At 35.6% G+C, this 19,885-nt stretch carries 17 protein-coding genes and 1 pseudogene; 7 read left to right on the top strand and 11 right to left on the bottom strand.

Annotated elements, in window-relative coordinates; translation table 11 throughout:
- Positions 1-194 precede the first annotated feature (194 nt).
- Both E0W69_RS02880 and E0W69_RS02875 read left to right on the top strand, forming a co-directional pair.
- Entirely contained in the window at positions 195-1,481 is a 1,287-nt protein-coding gene (locus E0W69_RS02880) for a phage integrase SAM-like domain-containing protein (RefSeq protein WP_131328541.1), read from the top strand.
- Positions 1,482-1,678: 197 nt separating this feature from the next.
- Positions 1,679-2,653, top strand: a complete 975-nt coding sequence (locus E0W69_RS02875; protein ID WP_131328540.1) for a GlxA family transcriptional regulator — start codon at positions 1,679-1,681, stop codon at positions 2,651-2,653.
- On the opposite strand, the gene gap is transcribed toward E0W69_RS02875, so the two are convergent.
- On the bottom strand, positions 2,654-3,652 hold the full coding sequence (gene gap / locus E0W69_RS02870) for a type I glyceraldehyde-3-phosphate dehydrogenase (RefSeq protein ID WP_131328539.1): 999 nt from the start codon (positions 3,650-3,652) through the stop codon (positions 2,654-2,656).
- A gap of 191 nt (positions 3,653-3,843) precedes the next feature.
- Between gap and E0W69_RS02865 the strand changes: the two genes are divergently transcribed.
- Positions 3,844-4,734 carry an alpha/beta fold hydrolase gene (locus E0W69_RS02865; RefSeq protein WP_131328538.1) on the top strand — a complete coding sequence of 297 codons (891 nt, stop codon included), beginning with the start codon at positions 3,844-3,846 and terminating at the stop codon, positions 4,732-4,734.
- A gap of 212 nt (positions 4,735-4,946) precedes the next feature.
- Here the strand turns inward: E0W69_RS02865 and E0W69_RS02860 are convergent, their stop codons facing one another.
- The 10 genes and pseudogenes from E0W69_RS02860 to E0W69_RS02815 all read right to left on the bottom strand — a co-directional run bounded on the left by E0W69_RS02860 (position 4,947) and on the right by E0W69_RS02815 (position 15,555).
- A complete protein-coding gene (locus tag E0W69_RS02860; protein WP_131328537.1) occupies positions 4,947-5,495 on the bottom strand; it encodes a DUF2652 domain-containing protein in 549 nt (182 codons plus the stop codon).
- A gap of 96 nt (positions 5,496-5,591) precedes the next feature.
- Positions 5,592-5,831, bottom strand: a complete 240-nt coding sequence (locus tag E0W69_RS20765; protein ID WP_225321368.1) for a CcmD family protein — start codon at positions 5,829-5,831, stop codon at positions 5,592-5,594.
- Between the two features lie 65 nt (positions 5,832-5,896).
- Complete coding sequence (gene ccsA / locus E0W69_RS02850; protein WP_131328536.1) at positions 5,897-6,577, bottom strand: cytochrome c biogenesis protein CcsA; 681 nt, start codon at positions 6,575-6,577, stop codon at positions 5,897-5,899.
- A 59-nt stretch (positions 6,578-6,636) separates the two neighbouring features.
- Positions 6,637-7,209: a biliverdin-producing heme oxygenase gene (locus E0W69_RS02845; RefSeq protein ID WP_131328535.1), complete on the bottom strand. Its 573-nt coding sequence runs from the start codon at positions 7,207-7,209 to the stop codon at positions 6,637-6,639.
- Between the two features lie 76 nt (positions 7,210-7,285).
- On the bottom strand, positions 7,286-8,698 hold the full coding sequence (locus E0W69_RS02840) for an efflux transporter outer membrane subunit (RefSeq protein ID WP_131328534.1): 1,413 nt from the start codon (positions 8,696-8,698) through the stop codon (positions 7,286-7,288).
- Positions 8,699-8,713: 15 nt separating this feature from the next.
- Positions 8,714-11,895, bottom strand: a pseudogene (locus tag E0W69_RS02835) (efflux RND transporter permease subunit).
- Between the two features lie 17 nt (positions 11,896-11,912).
- Positions 11,913-13,049, bottom strand: a complete 1,137-nt coding sequence (locus E0W69_RS02830) for an efflux RND transporter periplasmic adaptor subunit (protein ID WP_131328533.1) — start codon at positions 13,047-13,049, stop codon at positions 11,913-11,915.
- Between the two features lie 67 nt (positions 13,050-13,116).
- Positions 13,117-13,677 (bottom strand): DUF420 domain-containing protein, encoded by a 561-nt coding sequence (locus E0W69_RS02825; RefSeq protein WP_225321367.1) that lies wholly within the window; start codon positions 13,675-13,677, stop codon positions 13,117-13,119.
- Positions 13,678-13,789: 112 nt separating this feature from the next.
- Positions 13,790-14,389 carry a TetR/AcrR family transcriptional regulator gene (locus E0W69_RS02820; RefSeq protein WP_131328532.1) on the bottom strand — a complete coding sequence of 200 codons (600 nt, stop codon included), beginning with the start codon at positions 14,387-14,389 and terminating at the stop codon, positions 13,790-13,792.
- 125 nt (positions 14,390-14,514) lie between these two features.
- Complete coding sequence (locus tag E0W69_RS02815) at positions 14,515-15,555, bottom strand: NAD-dependent epimerase/dehydratase family protein (protein WP_225321366.1); 1,041 nt, start codon at positions 15,553-15,555, stop codon at positions 14,515-14,517.
- A 157-nt stretch (positions 15,556-15,712) separates the two neighbouring features.
- On the opposite strand from E0W69_RS02815, the gene E0W69_RS02810 reads away from it, so the two are divergent.
- The 4 genes from E0W69_RS02810 to E0W69_RS02795 all read left to right on the top strand — a co-directional run bounded on the left by E0W69_RS02810 (position 15,713) and on the right by E0W69_RS02795 (position 19,879).
- The gene (locus tag E0W69_RS02810; protein ID WP_131328531.1) at positions 15,713-16,171 is read left to right on the top strand and encodes a hypothetical protein; all 459 of its coding nucleotides are present in this window, start codon (positions 15,713-15,715) and stop codon (positions 16,169-16,171) included.
- 9 nt (positions 16,172-16,180) lie between these two features.
- Complete coding sequence (locus E0W69_RS02805; RefSeq protein WP_191967949.1) at positions 16,181-16,540, top strand: rhodanese-like domain-containing protein; 360 nt, start codon at positions 16,181-16,183, stop codon at positions 16,538-16,540.
- Positions 16,541-16,954: 414 nt separating this feature from the next.
- Positions 16,955-17,176 carry a hypothetical protein gene (locus E0W69_RS02800; protein ID WP_150136670.1) on the top strand — a complete coding sequence of 74 codons (222 nt, stop codon included), beginning with the start codon at positions 16,955-16,957 and terminating at the stop codon, positions 17,174-17,176.
- 375 nt (positions 17,177-17,551) lie between these two features.
- On the top strand, positions 17,552-19,879 hold the full coding sequence (locus E0W69_RS02795; RefSeq protein WP_131328528.1) for a TonB-dependent receptor: 2,328 nt from the start codon (positions 17,552-17,554) through the stop codon (positions 19,877-19,879).
- Positions 19,880-19,885 lie beyond the last annotated feature (6 nt).

The following is a 19,885-nucleotide window of genomic DNA, read 5'->3' as shown; positions in this document are numbered from 1 at the left end:
CTTAATAGCGGACCGGACGGGATTTTCCCAGCCGATTTATAATTGTTCATAGTTGCCATCGTTGTTTATTATTTACTGATATTCAATATGTTGCATTTTTATTAACTGCCATAATTGCTATTTGAAGCCATTGTTTTTCAATTTTAGCTCGTCGAAAACTCGACAGCTTATTTAAACAAAAAAAATTATCAACAATGGCAACCGCAAAATTTGTAACCAAGAAACATTACGTCAAAAAATCAGGCAAGACGCCTATTTATTTGCAGTACATCTTTAATTCAGAAAATAAAGTCCTTATCAATACAGGATTTGAAATTTTTCCGAACCTATGGAATGTAAATACGCAATCCGTTAAACCTAGCTTTGATTTTGTCTGTGAAAAGAAAACGTATGCAGTCGTAAATGCTGAATTGTCGGATTTAATGGCAAAGTTCAAGGCTTTTCTTTCCTCTACCCTCTTAAGAAATCAAATTCCGAATATCAAATATGTAGTTGACCATTTTGACCAATACATCAAAAACAATAGTCAAAATGCTAAACCGATTCCTACAGAGCTTGTAACGCTCGAAGATCATTTTGTGGACTTTATTAAAAACAAGGAAGATGCCGTTGCAAAAGATACCGTGAAAGATTACAGATCTTTGATAAAGCATTTAAAAGCATATGAAAAAAGCAGAGGTTGCCATTTGAATTTTACTAGTTTCGATTATTATTTTTATGAGGATTTTGTTGATTTTCTCTTTTATGAAACGGAAAAGCCTAATGGTGAATGCGGACTATTGGCTAATTCCGTTGGTAAGCAAATTAAAAATTTGAAATGCTTTCTACGTAACCGAATCAGAAAGGGATATTGTGCCAGCCTTGACCTTTCCGGTTATACGACTATCACTGAAGAGGTTGACATGATCTTTCTCACATGGCAGGAAATCGTAAAAATTTATCGTTTCGATTTAGAAGCGCATCCAGAACTGAAAGACACTCGTAATTTATTAGTACTTGGTTGTCTTACAGGATTACGTTATTCAGACTTGTCAAGAATCTCCGCCAACTATATCCAAAACAATGTCCTTAAAATCCGACAAAAGAAAGTACAGAAGTTTGTGCAAATACCTATTATTAACGATACTTATGATATACTTCAAAATTATGACTTCAATGTTCCCAAAATCCACATTAATGACTTCAACGAAAGTTTAAAGGTAATGGGGAAATTAATGGGCTTTGATGAGATGATAGAAGTAACACATTTTAAAAAGGGCAAATCATTGCAAAAATCCGTACCCAAATACGAATTGTTTACCAGCCACATTTGCCGCAGATCCTTTTGTACCAATGAATATTTAAGAGGTACAGATCCTATGCTTATCAGAAAAATCAGTGGACACAAAACAGAAAGAGCATTTCTCACATATATTAAAGTAGATGAGTTGATGGCTGCACAAAAAATTGCAGAGTGTTGGCAAGATAGAAGACTTGCCTAAAAAATAATCATGGTAAACATTTTAATCCATTCTAAAAGTAACAAAGTAATCTTTTTGATATTTTTTCTTTTATATGTTTCAATGCCAAAAGCGTTTTAATAGGCAATTTAAGTTTTGATACTAGAAAGGCGAATTGTTAATATTTTTTGGCATAAATTTGACTAAAGATTCAATTTTAGATATTTAATTTTTTATAAATGAAGCATATTGTAATTCTAGTACCTACACAAACTTCTATTTTAGATGTTACTGGTCCACTTGAAGTATTGACAAAATCAAATGAATATTTTTCAAAATTGAATAATGATAATAAGCAATACTATAAGTGTCATCTTATTTCCATGGACGAACAAACTATAGTTTCTACTACTTCCGGTATGCCGATAATCACGGAAGGGGGTATTTCTTCTATTTATTATCCAATAGATACAATTATCGTAGCAGGAAGGGGGAAATATATTCAAAATGCTCCCGAAGAAATAATAATTTGGCTTAAGAAAATTTCAAAGAAAAACGCAGTAAAACGAATTACATCAGTATGTGCAGGAGCCTTTATACTTGCGGAGGCGGGATTATTAGATAAACGCAGAGCAACTACACATTGGTTGCTTTGTGATGAATTAGCAAAACGTTACCCCTCTATACTTGTGGAGAAAGAGCCTATTTATATTAAAGATGGAAATGTATATACCTCTGCGGGAATCTCAACTGGTATTGACTTAACATTAGCATTAGTAGAAGAAGATCTTTCAAGAATTATAGCAATGAACGTTGCTAAATTACTGGTTTTGTATATAAAAAGACCAGGAAATCAATCTCAATTTAGCCCGGTACTTATGGCACAGACTACAGAATATGGTCCAATTGCCAAAGTAATGGAGTGGGTGCAGCAAAATCTTCAATCTGATTTATCTGTAGAAAACTTAGCTGAGATTGCTCATATGAGTAATCGTAATTTTTCCCGTATTTTTTCCAAAGAAATTGGAGTCTCTCCAGCTAAGTTTGTGGAGAAAACTAGAGTGGAGGCTGCAAGACGACTGATGGAAGAATCTGATTTTAATTTAGAACAAATATCCTCCATTTGCGGATTAAGTAATGCAAATGGATTGCGACGATTATTTCACCGGCATCTAGCCACCACTCCTGGTTTATATTTAAAAAATTTTGGATAACTATAATTTAGAAAAATATAATAAAGTACGAACCATTTGTGAAACAAATGATATTTCATTATCATACCATGCAGCGGTTTTTACTAATTGTTGATTACCCATTCCTACAACTTTGGTCAACGTTGCATCAAATATGGAACCATAAGATGAACCAACAATATCTTGGGAAACTATAGGCAATTCATTATAACCAAATGATTCGTTTGCATTTTGTCTCATTATAGTATTAATTTCCTCTATTGTAGTTTCTCGTTCTAATATTGTATAGAGTTCTACTATAGATCCAGAGTGAACAGGTACTCTTTGAGACGCTCCATCTAATTTTTTATCTAAACTAGGAATAACTAAACCGATTGCTTTCGCCGCTCCTGTGGTATATGGAATAATACTGTCTGCGGCAGCTCTTGATTTTCTAAAACCATTTTTATTATCAGCAACATCCATCAATGGCTGCGAATTAGTATAAGCGTGAATCGTATTCATTTGACCAGTTTTAATTATAAAATTTTCATTTAGTACCTTTGCTAAAGGAGCTAAACAATTTGTGGTACAGGATGCAGCACTAATAACCGTATCCTCACTATTTAAAATAGTATGGTTTACGTTATACACTACAGTTTTAACATCATTATCAGATGGAGCCGACACTATTACTTTTTTTGCTCCTGCTTGTAAATGAAAAGATGCTTTTTCTTTGGTTTCAAATAGTCCAGTACACTCTATTACTACATCTATATTTTCGTCTTTCCAAGGAAGTTTAGAGGGGTCTCTTTCTGAATAAATAGTTATCTTTTCTCCATCTATATCCAAATATTGATCAATGGCTTGAATATCTTTACTATACACACCATGAATAGAATCAAACTTTAAAAGATAAGCTAATATCTCAGGCGTGCTTAAGTCATTGATAGCGACTATTTTAATATCAGAAAGCCCAAACAATTTCCTAAACGTCATTCTTCCGATTCTTCCGAATCCATTAATTGCAATATTTGTCATGATTTATATTTTTACAAATTTATTCAGTTTAAAATATTGCATAAATGACATTTTTAATTCAATTTATGCCAATCTATTTTCTTTTTAAAAAGATCATTAGTTAGGTCAATTATCAGTCAATTACGGCCAATTAATATATCAAATCAAGCTTAATTTTTAACTTTGTAAATAATAAATAAAATACCTTAACAATGTCCAACAATATTTATGATTCAGAAAAATTACTGCAAAGAGTTCCAGATTTTGAAAGCAAATTTATTTGTGTAAATAATATACAATTGCATTATCTTGAAGGTGGTAAAGGTGCTCCTCTAATACTAATACCAGGCTATCCTGAAACCTGGTGGGCTTATCATAAAATAATGACCATTTTAGCAAAAAAATACAAAGTAATCGTATTGGAAATTCGAGGAATGGGAGAAAGTGAAAAACCTCAAAATGGTTATGAAAAAAAACAAATGGCACAAGATGTTCTTTCTTTGGTTAATCAATTAGAACTTGGTAGTATAATTATTGCTGGCCATGATATTGGTGCACACGTCGCATTTAGCTTTGCGGCACAGTTTCCAGAATCTACAAGTAAACTAATCATTTTGGATACGCCGCATCCAGATCCTAGTATGTACCAATTACCCATGTTACCGATACCCAATGCGCCGTATTTATATCCATGGTGGTTATCTTTTAATCAAGTTAAGATTTTGCCAGAACAGTTGCTTAATGGAAAAATGAATATCCTTATCAATTGGTTATTTGATCACTTATTAGCTAATAAAACGTCAGTGAGCGAATTTGATAAAGCTGTATATGCAAATGCCTATGATAGTACTGAAGCAATCCGATCTGCGAATGCTTGGTATCAGGCATTCGCACAGGATATTGATGATTTTAAAACATATCCCAAAATAAAATTGCCTGTTTTAGGAATTGGAGGAAGTGGATTTTATATGTTGCAAATGGCATTACCTGCAGTTGCTAGTAATTTGGAATTAAAGCAAGTGGAAAACGTAGGACATTTCTTAATGGAAGAAAATCATGAAATAGTCAGTCATTTTATAGAAAACTTTATTGGGGAAGAATAATTGATTATTCAAATAATTTTATAAGAAATGAATTAATTGAATTTATGGATAACAACAAACAATATCATATTACAATATCATGCATAATTAATATCGACATATTCATAATCAACAATCTTTTGTAACTTATATGCAAAATAGATCTATATGAGGTTGTATAATAATCATCGACAGAAGAAATTCGGAGCATTTATTATATATAATACCATCATCTAAAAATAATGAATATAACCAACATCTGGTATATACACGCCATACTGAAGTGCGTTTGAATACGTACTAAAATAAACAGCTAAGTATTCATCAGACAACAATGCATATGGAGGAGCCTTAGGAATACGATATTTAAGCATTTTGTGAGCCTCTACAATTGGGATTCCATAAAGCTTTTCGAATCGTCCAATGCGATATTTAGAAAAGGCTCCATAGTGCACTATTACTTTTAATGAAAGAGGAATATCCATCATAAGTTTTATTGACAATCGCTCTATCTCTGTTTTAAAGTTTTCATGTATTAACTTTATTTGTGAGATAATTTCGACAAATGTGGGAATATTACCATACTTGTAGAATAATACGGCATCACCTTCTATTTCTGAGATTTCAAAATGAAGATTATTTGTCCGTACAATCGAATGTAATAACTTGCAGATTATAAATTGTCCTAATAATAATTTGGTACTCATTACAAAATCAGTAAAACCTGAAATATCCGGAATTACAACTATTCCTTTTTTCAAAAAAACACGCTTTTGTTTCATAATCCATGGTTTAAGAAGTGGATCAATTTATTTCCTAAAAACTCAATGTATATTAATTTAGCCCAATTGACATTAACATATAAACAATCTATCTATCTAGCTATCCATTTCTCTCTGTTCTAATGTGAATTGGGAGACCTTTTTGTCGATCCTATAAAGATAGAATGCCAAGGAGGTAAAAATAATAACCAAAACACCCACCACAACATAAATTTTTCCATTCGATAGTAAAATGGAGTGTTCTGTTTGTACATTGTGACGAGTCGCCCTAGCATATTGAGAAAAAATAAAAAAGGAAATTATTAATAACTTAATTGTTTTTTTTAATATGGTCATATTGTTTTTTTGACGTTATTTGAATATCATTAGCAAATGGCTTGCTTTTTTAATAAGCTCAATCATTAGAAAGTTTTTAAATCACTCTCCTGAAGTTTTATAATTTTCAACCTGATGGAAGTAATCCAAAAACTAAACATAAGCCAACCTGGCACTGAACAAATCCAGAAAACAAGAAACATGGAAGAGTCTACATCCTTAGGATTTAAAGCTGGATTGCCTGAACTACCAGGATGAAGACTATCCGTTAGTCTCGGTAGTATAAAAATGGTCGGGAATAACATCGCGTAGGAAAAAGTGTTATATATCGCGGAAACTTTTGCTCGTTTCTCAATCTCCTCCATTGAGCCTCTCAAAACAAAATAGGCGGAATATATCAACAGTGCAATCGCTGCACTTATAAGTTTCGGATCACCTACCCAACCTCGCCCCCATGTATAATTTGCCCAAAACATACCTGTTAACAAGCCTACAATACCAAAGAATATTCCTGTGCTCGCATAACACCTCACAGCGATATCGAAATCCAGATTTCCACTTTGCAAAAACTTTATGGAATAGACTAATGCAATGGAAAAATCTATCATCATCACAAACCATAAAGAAGGATGAAAGAAATAGTTCCTTATGCTTTCTTCTACTATTGGTTTCATTGTAACCTGCATAATAAAACCTAAAAATATCGATGTGTTTATTAAAACAACACTAAGAATTTTCCACCAATGTCTTTTTACGTTTAGCTTCACGTTGCTCCTATTATAGATTTGTAACAAGGACTAAGTATTCCTACATAGCTTGGTCATTTTTAATTTTCAACTCTATCTTTTGTATTATAAATAACCCATATTGCAAAGGATGTAAAAACTTGGTTTGCTATCTCAACCGCAACATTTTGATCATCTCCTTTAATATGTAAATCTAAGACGGTAAGAAAACTTGTCCATTTGCTTAAATTATCCAAACCATATCCCGCAAAGAAGGACCCTCCTTGTGTAATTCCTTTCTTTGATAAAAGTTTGAGAATAATTGGACCACCCATTATAGACCCTTCTATTACATAAAGTGCAGCTAAAGCTTTGATTTTGTCGTCAATTATTGAGTCAAAAGAGACTAATTGAAGATCTTCAATATTTGCACCCAAACTCGTTAAATCATTCATAAGACAATCAACATGTCTACGGTTTGCGTAATCTGGAAGTATATCCGAAGTTATATAAGGTTCTATTGCTGATTCTAGCCCAACAAAAAAGGAGTAAAACAATTTCAAAAAGTTCACATAGTCCTTTGTATTTCTTATTTCTTTTAAGTTCGCCACAATCAGCTTTTCAAGTTCTTGGTGAGCTACTACAGTATTCTCTTTTAATATTTTGTGTGTCATATTTATGTTTTTATTTGTTTATTTTGAATAAGTTTATCAATAAAATATGCGTCCTCTTGCCTCAAAACACGATGGACTAGAATATACCCCCACCCAGACTTCGGTATAGATCAGCAATAGCAGATAACTTTTTCTGCTTGACAGACATCTGCTCAAGATCGCCATCCAAAGCATTGCTTTCCGCATTGATAACTTCTAAATAATTGACCATCCCGTTTTGAAATAATTGGTTGATATTCGAGGTCGCATCATGAAGCATCGCTACACGTGCCCCAACTATTTGGTCTTGCTGTTTTAGCTTTTCTATTTTTTGCATGGCATCAGAGACTTCTCCAACCGCACTCAATACAGTTTGCTTAAAATTAATAACGGATTTTTCTCGTTCAATCTTTGCAACGCTGTATTGCGTTCTTAATTCTTTGTGTTGTAGTAAAGGCTGAAGTAAAGAACCACTAACCAAACCAAAAAGAGAATTTGGCATACTAAACCAATTGCTGGCTTTTAGAGACTCAAGACCACCTCTCGCTGTAATATTTACTGCTGGGTATAATTGGGCTTTCGCAATACCGACTTTAGCATTTTCATTTAAAAGCTCAAATTCACATTTTCTAACGTCAGGGCGCTGTCGTATTGCAATAGTAGGAATACCCGTTGATAAGCTGTCTGAGAATTTGATCGCATCTAGTCTTGATCTATATATGTGAGTACCTGGCATATTACTAGAAAGTACGTGTAACGCATTTTCCTGTATAGCAATTTCCTGTTCTATTACAGGAATTAATTCAGCTACACTGAGTAGTTGAGCTTTCGCTTGCTGAACGGCTAATAAAGAAGCCTGTCCAAAATCATACATAGCATTGGCAATACTTACCGTCGTGTCGTTTAGGGCAAGGCTATTTTTTGCTATCCGAAGCTGTTCATCTAGCATGAGCAAGTTGATGTAACCTTTAGATACACTCGCAATAAGATCAGTCTGCAAAACATTACGCACTTCCTTGGTTTGAAGATAATTAGCAAGTGCCGACTTGTTTAGATTTCTGATCTTGCCCCATATATCTGGCGCCCATGAAACTCCCACTCCAATCGAATAGTCATCTATATGGTTTGTGCCCAAAAATTTACTTGCAGTTAAACCATTCAGACTATTTTTTGAAGGTCTATTTGAGGCAATAGTAGTATTAAAATCAACGGTTGGAATATTGTTCCATTTCGATTGTTTTATAATTTGGCTTGCCGCCTCTATATTCTTTAGGGCTATTGCCATGTCGTAATTTTTACGCAAGGCACTATCGATTAAAGCGCTTAGTATTGAATCTGAGAAAAAACGTTTCCATGAAATGGATCCGATTCCAACAGAATCTGTCGGCGCTGTCTGATCAAACGTAGTCGGTAGATCAGCTGACGGTAATTGAATGTCTTTCGAAACTTTACAACTCAACAACAAACCGAGTATAAAGAATATGAAAATTACTTTATTTATTTTTTTCATTGGATTATAATAGTCTTAAATATTATCAATTTGAGATTGACCGTTTGCCAATATTGGTTGAGGAACCAGGAATTTCTGTTTTACGGATATTTTTTCTTGTAAGCTTTGGAAAACCACAAAAAGTACAGGTATGAGAAATAACCCTAAAATGACACCTCCTAACATGCCTCCTGCAGCTCCAATACTAATGGAATGATTTCCCATCGCTGAAGGCCCCGTCGCCCTCATCATAGGTGTAATGCCTGCCACGAATGCAATGGACGTCATAATGATGGGACGAAAACGTAGTCTGACTGCTTCTAAGGCTGAACTTATTAATGTTTGCCCCGCATGTCTGCGTTGTACGGCAAACTCCACAATCAAGATCGCATTTTTGGCTAAAAGTCCAACAAGCATGATTAGGGCTACTTGTATATAGATATTATTGTCTATACCGGCAAGTCCAATTGCGATAAAGACACCTAAAATACCCGTAGGAACTGATAGAACTACAGCCAAAGGAAGAATATAACTATTGTACTGCGCACAAAGTAGGAAATAAACGAATAGTAGAGACAGGGTAAAGATGAGCACGGACTGTCCGCCTGATGCAATCTCTTCTCTTGTCATACCCGAAAACTCAAATGAATAGCCCGTAGGTAGTAGCTGTGAGGCGACCTCGTTAATGGCTTGTATCGCATCTCCAGTGCTATACCCAGGCTTAGGTATGGCATTCACGCCAATGGAATTAAAAAGGTTATAACGCGTTATAGCTTCAGGTCCATACACCCGTTTTAATTCCATGAGGGTATTGATTGGAACCATGTTTCCAATATTATTCTTAACGTAAATCTCTTTCAAAGAGGATGGATCGGCTCGCTCATCTTTCTCTGCTTGTACCATGACACGATAATATTTTCCAAATCTGTTGAAATCGGAAACCTGCGCACTTCCAAAATAAGATTGCATGGTGCTTAAAACCTCTTTTTCATCAACACCCAATTGCTCTATTTTTTCATGATCAAGTACCATTTCATATTGTGGATAGTCCGCTCGAAATGTGGTAAACGCCATGGCAATTTCCTTTCGCTTCATTAATGCCGCAATAAATTGATTGGCGATACCTCCAAACTTCTTCAGATCGCCACCGGTTTTGTCTTCAAGCACTAAGTCAAGCGCATCTACATTACTAAAACCAGGAACCGTTGGAAAGGAAAAGACAAAAAACTGAGCGCCGTTTATAGTAGATAGTCTTTTTTGCAGCTCTGCGATATTTTCCGTCACACTGTTCATCTCTCCACGTTCTCCATCTTTTTTCATTCTAAAAAAGGCCACACCAGAGGAAGGACTAGTAGAACTTGTCAAAACATTAAAGCCTGCAACTTCATTGAACGCAAATTTGGCTTTCATATCTCGGACTTTATTAGCTGCTTCGTCAAGAATAGCCTGAGTTCTTTTCATGGATGAGCCAGGAGGAAGATTGACTGAAATGGCTATAAAACCCAAGTCTTCAGATGGAATAAAACCAGTGGGTGTCTTTCGAATTAGAACGCAGGTCAATAATATAATAACAACCAAAGCGCCCATTCCTGCCCATTTGTATTTAATCAGTTTCTTGACGCCACCTACATACTTTTGCGTAATGTTTTCAAACCCTTTATTGAAAGCAAAAAAGAAACGCTGTTTGAAATTGGTTGGCTTTTCTCCATGTTTATGTGCTTCATTTTTTAGAAGTAAAGCGCATAAGGCAGGACTTAGCGTTAGTGCGTTAACAGCAGAAATAACAATGGCAATCGCCAAAGTGAATGCAAACTGCCGGTAGAATACACCTGCAGACCCTTTCATGAAACCTACGGGAAGGAACACCGCCGCCATGACCAGCGTTATGGAGATGATAGCTCCTGTAATCTCATGCATAGCTGAAAATGTAGCTTTCTTAGGCGTTAAATTGTGAGACTCCAACTTGGCATGTACCGCCTCCACCACGACAATTGCATCATCAACCACAATTCCAATCGAAAGCACAAGTGCAAACAAGGTCAAAAGATTTATGGAAAAACCAAAAACAGACATAAAGAAAAATGTACCTAATATCGCCACAGGAACTGCTATTGCAGGAATGAGTGTTGACCGAAAATCTTGCAAGAAAAGAAATACAACTATAAACACAAGAATGAAAGCCTCTATTAGAGTATGCTCCACTTGTTCAATAGATTGGTCCAACATATCCTTGGTGTTATAAAGCGTCTGTTGCGTAATTCCTGGCGGAAAATCCTTTGCCGCCTTCTTCATGAATTCGCCTATCTTGGTTTGTATTTCCCTAGAATTCGAGCCAGGCAATTGTATTACTTGAAATAGAATACTTTCTTTATCATGCACTTTATTGAGGGAGTTATAAGTGTAACTACCCAACTCTACTTTGGCAATATCCTTAAGCTTTAATATACTTCCATCTTTATTGGTTCGAACGATTATATTGCTATACTCTTCAGGTTTTGTGTATTTACCTGCATATTTCAGTACATATTCAAAAGATCGATCGCTAGATTCCCCAAATCTACCAGGAGCGGCTTCTATGTTTTTAGATTTGATAGCAGTCATAACTTCGGTAGGTGTTATGTTGTATGCGGCCATTTGGGAGGGATTAAGCCAAATACGCATGGAATAATCCCTATTGCTTCCATAGAGTGTTACTTGCCCAACGCCCGTAATCCTTTTTATATCTGGAATGACATTTATCTGAGCATAATTAGTCAGCCAAGTAGCATCATACAATTCTGGTTTATCGCTCATCAGATTGATCGCCATGACCAATGAGTTCTGCACTTTTTGGGTTGTAATGCCAGCCTGTACCACGTCTGTGGGCAATAAGCCAGTGGCGGATGATACTCTATTTTGCACGTTCACAGCAGCTTGATCCGGATCAGTTCCTAAATTAAAATAAACGGATATGGTCAAAGTCCCGTCATTACTGGAGGTTGAACTCATATAAGTCATATTTTCCACGCCATTGATAGCTTCTTCCAACGGGGAGCCACTGAACGAAGCATCGTCTCTGCATTTGCACCAGGATAGTTTGCCGTAACCTGAACCACCGGCGGAGCTATATCAGGAAATTGCTGTATGGGTAGCTCCTTTAGCCCAACTAGCCCCAAGATGACCAGCAAAATGGAAACTACGGTCGCTATGACAGGTTTATCTATAAATGTTTTCAACATAATTTAAAAATTGAGATTTAATTTTTAGTGAGATTTTCTTTGGCTATTTCTGGATGTATGGCAGCGCCATCTTTTAGTGCTTCCATTCCTTTAAGTACCAGGCGATCGCCATCGTTTAACCCTTTTGATATATAATAGCTATCTTCGGTTGTTCCAGTTATAGACAATGCTATTTGGTGGACTTTATTATTACGATCTACAACAAATGCAAATACTTTGTCTTGCATTTCAAACGTAGCTGATTGGGGAATTTTAAATATCCCGTTTTCTTTGATGCCCAGCCTTACTTTTCCTGAATTGCCAGAACGGAGAGATCCTTCAGTATTGGGAAATGTAGCGCGCAAAGTAATAGCGCCCGTTCTATTGTCAAACATAGCGTCCACCATGTCTAGTTTGCCAGCATGAGCGTATTCCAAACCACCCGGAAGTACCATAGTTACGGGAGGAGATTGCTTAAGTTTATCTCCGATCGCATTTCCCGTAAGGCTGTTCTTAAACGATACAAATTCTTTTTCCCCTATGGAAAAATAGGCACGTACATTTTTATTGTCAGAAAGATAGGACAATGGTTGAGGATCAGACGGAGCGACTAGACTACCACCTTTTTTTCCAATACGCCCAATATAACCATGCATAGGCGCTTTTATTTGGGTATAACCCAAGGTGATTTTTGCATTACCAACCTTGGCAATAGCTTGCTTTTTTCTTGCGGTGGCGGCATCGAAAGCCATCTCTGCAATCTTTAGTTGGTAATTGGAATAAACTTTGCTTTTTACCAAGGCGTTTAATTTTTCCAACTCAATTTGGGTTGTCGACACTTCGGCATTCGCCGCCCAAAGTTCTGCCTGAGCATTGTTGTAAGCTTCCAAATAGGGACGAGAATCTATTTGGAATAATAGTGTGCCTTTTTTTACAAAAGACCCTTCATCCACAAATACATGTTCCAATATACCATTCACTTGTGGACGGATTTCTATATCTGCCAAACCTTCCATCTTTGCGGGATATTCGGTATATACAACTTCATCTGATTTGTGAAGAACGGCAATAGGTATTTCTGGGGCTGTTGACTGTTGTGTTGGCTGTTCGCCTGAATTGCAGGATGACAATATGATTACAGTGATTGTCATAAGATACGATAGTCTTATTTTCATAAAATCGACTTTATTTGTGTGATATGTTTTATGCTAAAAATTAAAACCCAATCAAACTAGCTAATGATTAAGCGTAGTAAGGCGAAATGAGTATGTAAACGAGAACGCCGGTAAAACTGACGTATAACCATATAGGCATAGACCACTTTGCAATTTTGCGATGTTTGCTTATTTGATGAGTCAATGCCAATGACATTGTGTATAGCGCAAGAGGAACTATAACTGCCGCCAGTATGATATGTGTAAGTAAAATGAAGAGATAAAAAAGCTTCATGCTATCACTGCCGCCAAATTTTGTAGTGGGCATTGAAAAATGGTACAAAAGGTATAGCACTAAAAAAATGGAAGTAAAAGCAAAAGCTAAAAGAACGAAAAAACGATGTGTTTTTATTTTTTTACGCCGAATAGATATGAATGCCGCAACTAATGACAAAAAGGTCAATCCATTCAATGTAGCATTCGCCAATGGAATGAGAGAATAATGTAACGATTTGAACAAACTATGTTTAGGTAAAAAATATGCTAAAGCAATAAGCCCATTTATTGCTACGGTTAGTAATACTATCGTTTTCTTGTACTGTTTCTGTTGCATCTGATAAAAAATAGAGTGAATAAGATTGACCTTCATATATATGTTTTAATTAAATGAAGTAATTAATTTTAGTAAATTACAAAACATACTAAATGGTATGTTTTGTGACAAAAAAAATATTTACAGTTCAATGGTGTATTATAAACAACTATTCCAATGAGTCTAAGTATTTACGGAAATCTTTTAAAAATGAACTATAGCAAGTCTTTCCTAGTAACTTGCCCATATTTCGAATGCCATGATATAGTGTAATTATGTGTACTGCTATCTGCTTCGCATCATGAGAAGGACTTAATTGCCCTAACTGTTGAGCTCTTTTAATCTCTTTTACAATCGCTTTTTCCCATTTGTCAAAAGACTTTGACAGTGCATCCCGGAACGCCTTGTTTAAAGGCGCCATCTCTTGTATCAGATTTACTGCCGGGCACCCATTTTCTACCGTTAGAAACGGATGTTTTATTAGTAATCCACTCATCATCGCATATAGATTATTCCTAAAATCCTTAGTGGATGATAGCGATCTCTCTATATGAGGCCAAATCTCATCATGCATAGCCTCATCAATCATGGCTATACCCATTTCCTCCTTGTTGCGAAAATGATAGTAAAAGGCGCCTTTAGTGACATGTGTCGAAGCTAAGATATCATCAATACTTGTGGATTGATAACCTTGCTTGTAGATTAGTTCAAGTGCTTGTTTTAATATATCTGCTCTTGTTGTTTCTGCTTTTGACATAAAAGATACCAATTAGTATGTTGCAAACATAGTTTCAAATATTGAAATGACCTATTTTATTTTCAAATAAATTAGTTATTTCAATTTCTAATTCTTTACTATAGTTGTAAAGGTTAGTTATTATAGTTTATAAATGGCTATTTTACTACCTCTAAATCAAATAAACTTTTAGCACAAGATAGTATTGCTTCCTGACCAGACAATGGAGTCCAATCCAACTCTTTTGTAGCTTTGCTGGCATCTATCTTTCTTACTTTATTTTCCAATAATACGGGTCTCAATATAGGCATAAAGAAAGACAACAACTTGGAGAATGAATTGGGCAATTCTATAGTTGGTATTGTCCTTTTGGGATAGGCCACTTTTAGAATCTTAGCGATCTCTTTATATGTAAAATGTGTAGCAGCGGCAATGTATCTGTTGTTTGCAGCTTGCGGCAACTCCATAGCTAGTATAAGCAAATCGGCGACAGACCTGACATCAACAATATCAAACTCTATTTTTGGAATGACGGGGGTGCTTCCATTGAGCAAACTGACAATTATATTGACAGATGCACCGTAGTCATTTTCAAAAACAGGACCTAAAATAGCACTAGGACATACGGTTGTCAGTTCAAGACCACTTTTATCTGTCGCAAGAAAATCCCATGCCGTCTTTTCTGCGATGGTCTTGCTTCGATAGTAAGGTGTTGTGTCATCAAGGTTGGCAATATTTGTCCAATCCTTTTCGTCAAAAACAGATTGCAACTCTTCATTGGTTTTTCCGTAGCAAATAGCACCTAAGGCAGAGGTCATGACTACACGCTTGACTCCATTTTTCGATGCGGCATCCATTATACTTAACGTTCCTTTTTTTGCAGGACGAATAAGTTCGTTTTCATCTTTTGGCAATATTTTCGAAAAGGGTGATGCTATGTGTTGAACAAAATCCACGTATTTGGTTATTTCATACCATTGATTTTCATCCAAAAGATTGGTCTCCACAAAAGAAAGATTGCTAAGTTTGTCAGTGTACCTACTAATTGTTTGTTTAGTCGCATCTAATCTCTTTTGATCTCGAAATGTGCCTACCACTTTGTAGCCTTTCTCCAAAAGCTTAATAGCGGTGTGGCATCCCAAGAAGCCTGTAATACCCGTTAATAATACTTTTTGCGCCTCCATTGCTTTTATTTCCATTAAAAATTTTTTTTTAGAATAGTTGATGTTTTAAACATTCAAAAGCTTGCATATTGTTTTACCATAATTTACGAGTGAATGTTTTTTTATCAAAAAAATAAATTTTTACAAAGAAACATACTAATTGGTATCTTTTACTATTTTTGCAAAAAAAATTATGTTTTCATTTGTCTTATCACTACATTCCATTACACGATGGGCGGTACTTTTTGCATTGATTGCTGTTATAGTTAAGTCTACTAGAGGTTGGATATTTCATAAAAAATATACTAATGGAGATAATAAGTTAAGAATCGCATCCGTCATTATTTGTCATATTCAATTGCTGATAGGTGTGGTATTGTACGGTATTAGTCCAACTATAAAATTTTTATTTCACAACTCAGCATCTGCGATGAAAATTAGAAATATAAGATTTTTTGGCATGGAGCACAGCGTTATGATGATAATTAGCATTGTACTCATCACCATTGGTTCTATAAACGCAAAAAAAGCTAGCACAGACCAAAAGAAATTTAAAGTACTTAGTTTATGGTATTCTTTGGCACTGTTAATTATATTACTCATGATACCTTGGCCATTTTCACCCTTGGCACAACGTCCATTCTTAAGATAAATGTATTCAATGAAAAGTATAGCAATTGTTGGAATAGTATTGATATCACTTTGTTTTGGATTAGATTACATGTCTAATCTGAAAAAGAAAGACCAACTACAACAAATTATCTTACAACATCCAACTATAATAGATGTAAGAACCGAACAAGAATTTCAAGCGGCTCATATCAAAGGTGCGATAAACATTCCATTAGAAAGTTTAAATAATAAATACACTTTATTGAATAAAAACACAACATACATAACCACCTGTTCCCATGGGATCAGAAGTAAAAAAGCTCTGTACGTCCTACAGAAAAAAGGATTTCAAAACGTATTTGATGGAGGGGCTTGGTTAGGGTTGCAAAATTTACTAATCAAAAAATAATATTTCATGGAGATTGGGGTTTAGATATATTAATTTCTCTATGAGAAATAAGTTATTCTATATTTTTAATAGCGTTAAAATAAAGTTGTTAATATATCCAAAATTAAAACAGATGACTTCGGCAAGACGTATTAATTCATTGCTGGTAAAGTCTCCCAGAGACTTGATCTTTGCCTTAAAGGAGTTGTATAAATATCTTTTAGATGAATGAAAATAGGCCATATATTTGCAACGCAATTGTTTCCAAGCTTGAAAAGATTTCTCACTATATTGTTCTTATTTGCTTATTCTATGCTTTGCTTTAACAAAAATCTTGTTATACTGGACTTTTATGCGAACAGGAATGAACTTTCAGCCAAGTACTGTATCAACAAAGACAAGCCGATGTTGCATTGTAACGGTCATTGTTTTTTGATGAGGGCGTTAAAAAAAGAGGAGCAAAAAGAAAAGGATCTTGGGTTGGAATTCAATAAAGCAAACTATCAAATATGTGCTAACAATTTTCCTGTAATTGAAAATATAGCCAATCCTTCTATCAATAATACTATATCCAAAATTACTCCTAGAAATTTGTCTATGCTATATCATCAATATTATTTTCACTTATTGAAGCCGCCCATACTGCAATACACTTAAATTTCATCTTTTCAATTATAGAATTCTATTAATTAGTATGTTTATTTAACATTCTAGTAGAAGGTTATTGCCCAGTAATGTCTGGCAAAAATCATTCACTAAAGAACCATTTACATACATAGTTCTAAAGGGCGAATGCGTATAATGCTTAAGTGTTATAATTGTATCCGCTCCATAATAATTTTATAAAAAACAATCAATTTACATGATGGACAATTTGAATCCGTCATGCTGGAATTGTCATGCCAAAAGTTAGTGCAAATCAATAAGTGTCTAAGCATTTAAAATAAACATCTTTTGTCTTTATAGAATGGAAAAATCTTAACTGTAATAATGCATTACTGCAATAATAAAGTACTTATTAAATATAACTATATGACTCGAAAATATTTATTACTTTTCTTCTTAATCATATATAGCAAACTATACACACAAACGCTCCAAGGAGGAGTACATACAAAAAATGGGCAACCCATAGATGCCGCTACGGTTCATATCCTGAATACGGATAGAACCACAACTACAGATAGAGAAGGAAAATTCATTTTCTCTAATATTAAGGAAGGTCGCTATCAGCTCAACGTCACACGTGTTGGTTACGCCTCGTTGATCAACAGCGTGAAGGTCGGTGTAGATAAAACTTCAACTTCTATCATCCTTACTGAAAACGGAAAACAACTAGACGATATTGTTGTAAGCAGCGATAAGATAGAAACACGTTTGCAACAGACACCAGTGGCGGTATCGTCGCTAAGTGCTCAAAAATTGAATGATTATAGAGCATGGAACATTGCCGACCTGACGGCACTCGTTCCAAGTCTCTACGTGATTGAACATGGAAATAGTACGGGATCCAATTTTTTCAATATCCGTGGAACGATGGGATTCAGCAATGGCCAGTCGGTAGCAACCTATGTGGATGGCGTATATCAGTTTGACTACTATTCTGCGCCAATTAATTTCAACAATATTGAGCGTATCGAGATTTTACGTGGACCTCAGGGTACACTTTATGGTAGAAATGCATTCAGTGGTGTGGTCAATATCTTTACCAAAAAACCAACAAATGGTCTGCACGGATATGCAGAGGTCGATCTTGGAAACTATGGACAGCAGCGCTATACGGTCGGTATAAATACGCCTATCGTAAAAGATAAACTGTTCTTTAACGTATCGGGGCAATACAATGGTCGCGGAAGCATCTATAGTGATCCTACTCTGAACATGAAACATTATGATGGAAGAAAAGACTATAACATTAACGGTAACCTAAAATACTTCGTAAACGACAAATGGCAGATAAACATCAATGCTAAAACTGAACACGACGATGACCGGGGAGCCTATCCATGGGCAGCTAGTGATTCTGCTGCTCGTAACCACCCTTACCAATACTTTGGAAACTGGGAAAACATTGAAAAAAGAAACAATACAAACGTCTCAGCTACCATCAATTATTTTGGCAAACATTTTAATTTTACTTCCATTACTTCTGGTATAGATTACCATATTTGGATACCAGGGAGATATGACTTTGATTTTACCTCTGCCAATCTGATCAGTGGAAGCAATGCAACCCGCTCCCGTGAGCTCACACAGGAATTTCGTTTCACATCTCCAGCCAGTATCAGTAAATGGAAATGGACGGGAGGTGCGTTTCTTTTCGCAGAGAAAATAAAAACCAATACCAATACCTACTATGACGAAGACTATGCGGCATACAATCCTTCTGCACCTTATGGAACATTGACTTACACGGAAAGTAAAAACAGTGGTATTGCCTTTTTTGGGCAAGCGACTTATAATTTAACATCCAAACTGAACATCACAATGGGAGCACGCTACGACGTGGAAAGAAGACAGCAGGATCAGACTATTAATTATGAAAAAGATGAGGTCATTACACCTCTTAGTGGCTTAGAATCAAACCATAGGACATTCAATGCTTTTACACCCAAAGTAACACTCAGTTATAAACTTACTGACAATTCTCTAGTGTATGCATCCTTTGCTAAAGGATTCCGTGTAGGTGGTTTTAATATTGGCGCCACCACGGTTAGCCAACAGTTTTACAGTCCGGAAAAATCTGACAACTACGAAGTTGCCATCAAAAACAATTTATTTGACAACAGGTTGAAGTTAAATGTCACGGCGTTTTACTTACAGCAAAAAGACCAGCAGGTAGGGACATCGACAGATGGCGTCAACTCTTTGACATTGAACGTGGGTAACATGAATAATTTCGGTATAGAAACGGAAGTGACGGCAATACTCGTCAAGAACCTTTCTATAGACTGGAACGCATCCTGGTCTGATGCCAAATATGCCAAACTAAATTTGTATGACTATACCTCCGGGTCTACGGTCAACTATAAAGGCAATCGTCCTATCAACAACCCAAATATATCTAGCATGTTGGCGGTGCAATACAATTTTCCACTTACACAGACTAAACAGAGTTTATCTTTGTTTGTGAGAGGAGAATATAGATACATAGGCAAGTACTATCTGGATTTTGTCAATACTGATACCCAGTCTGGATATGGACTTGTCAATGCCCGAGCAGGCATTACCGCGAAAAAATTTGAAATAGCATTCTGGGGCAGAAACATTAACAATGTTCGCTACATTGCCTACGGATACGGATCCTACCTATTGGGAAGCCCAAGAATGTATGGTGTAACATTTTCAATTAGATTTTAATAAGTA

Origin of the sequence: Rhizosphaericola mali (genome assembly GCF_004337365.2) — a bacterium.
Taxonomy (GTDB): domain Bacteria; phylum Bacteroidota; class Bacteroidia; order Chitinophagales; family Chitinophagaceae; genus Rhizosphaericola; species Rhizosphaericola mali.
Note: the sequence above shows the minus strand (reverse complement) of the source record. Positions and strands in the feature narration are given on the sequence as shown.

Bases quoted from the DNA above. Each gene is read 5' to 3' on its own strand.
- E0W69_RS02880 (WP_131328541.1), top strand. From the start codon at position 195: ATGGCAACCGCAAAATTTGTAACCAAGAAACATTACGTCAAAAAATCA.
- E0W69_RS02875 (WP_131328540.1), top strand. From the start codon at position 1,679: ATGAAGCATATTGTAATTCTAGTACCTACACAAACTTCTATTTTAGAT.
- gap (WP_131328539.1), bottom strand. From the start codon at position 3,652: ATGACAAATATTGCAATTAATGGATTCGGAAGAATCGGAAGAATGACG.
- E0W69_RS02865 (WP_131328538.1), top strand. From the start codon at position 3,844: ATGTCCAACAATATTTATGATTCAGAAAAATTACTGCAAAGAGTTCCA.
- E0W69_RS02860 (WP_131328537.1), bottom strand. From the start codon at position 5,495: ATGAAACAAAAGCGTGTTTTTTTGAAAAAAGGAATAGTTGTAATTCCG.
- E0W69_RS20765 (WP_225321368.1), bottom strand. From the start codon at position 5,831: ATGACCATATTAAAAAAAACAATTAAGTTATTAATAATTTCCTTTTTT.
- E0W69_RS02845 (WP_131328535.1), bottom strand. From the start codon at position 7,209: ATGACACACAAAATATTAAAAGAGAATACTGTAGTAGCTCACCAAGAA.
- E0W69_RS02840 (WP_131328534.1), bottom strand. From the start codon at position 8,698: ATGAAAAAAATAAATAAAGTAATTTTCATATTCTTTATACTCGGTTTG.
- E0W69_RS02830 (WP_131328533.1), bottom strand. From the start codon at position 13,049: ATGAAAATAAGACTATCGTATCTTATGACAATCACTGTAATCATATTG.
- E0W69_RS02825 (WP_225321367.1), bottom strand. From the start codon at position 13,677: ATGAAGGTCAATCTTATTCACTCTATTTTTTATCAGATGCAACAGAAA.
- E0W69_RS02815 (WP_225321366.1), bottom strand. From the start codon at position 15,555: ATGGAAATAAAAGCAATGGAGGCGCAAAAAGTATTATTAACGGGTATT.
- E0W69_RS02810 (WP_131328531.1), top strand. From the start codon at position 15,713: ATGTTTTCATTTGTCTTATCACTACATTCCATTACACGATGGGCGGTA.
- E0W69_RS02805 (WP_191967949.1), top strand. From the start codon at position 16,181: ATGAAAAGTATAGCAATTGTTGGAATAGTATTGATATCACTTTGTTTT.
- E0W69_RS02800 (WP_150136670.1), top strand. From the start codon at position 16,955: ATGAGGGCGTTAAAAAAAGAGGAGCAAAAAGAAAAGGATCTTGGGTTG.
- E0W69_RS02795 (WP_131328528.1), top strand. From the start codon at position 17,552: ATGACTCGAAAATATTTATTACTTTTCTTCTTAATCATATATAGCAAA.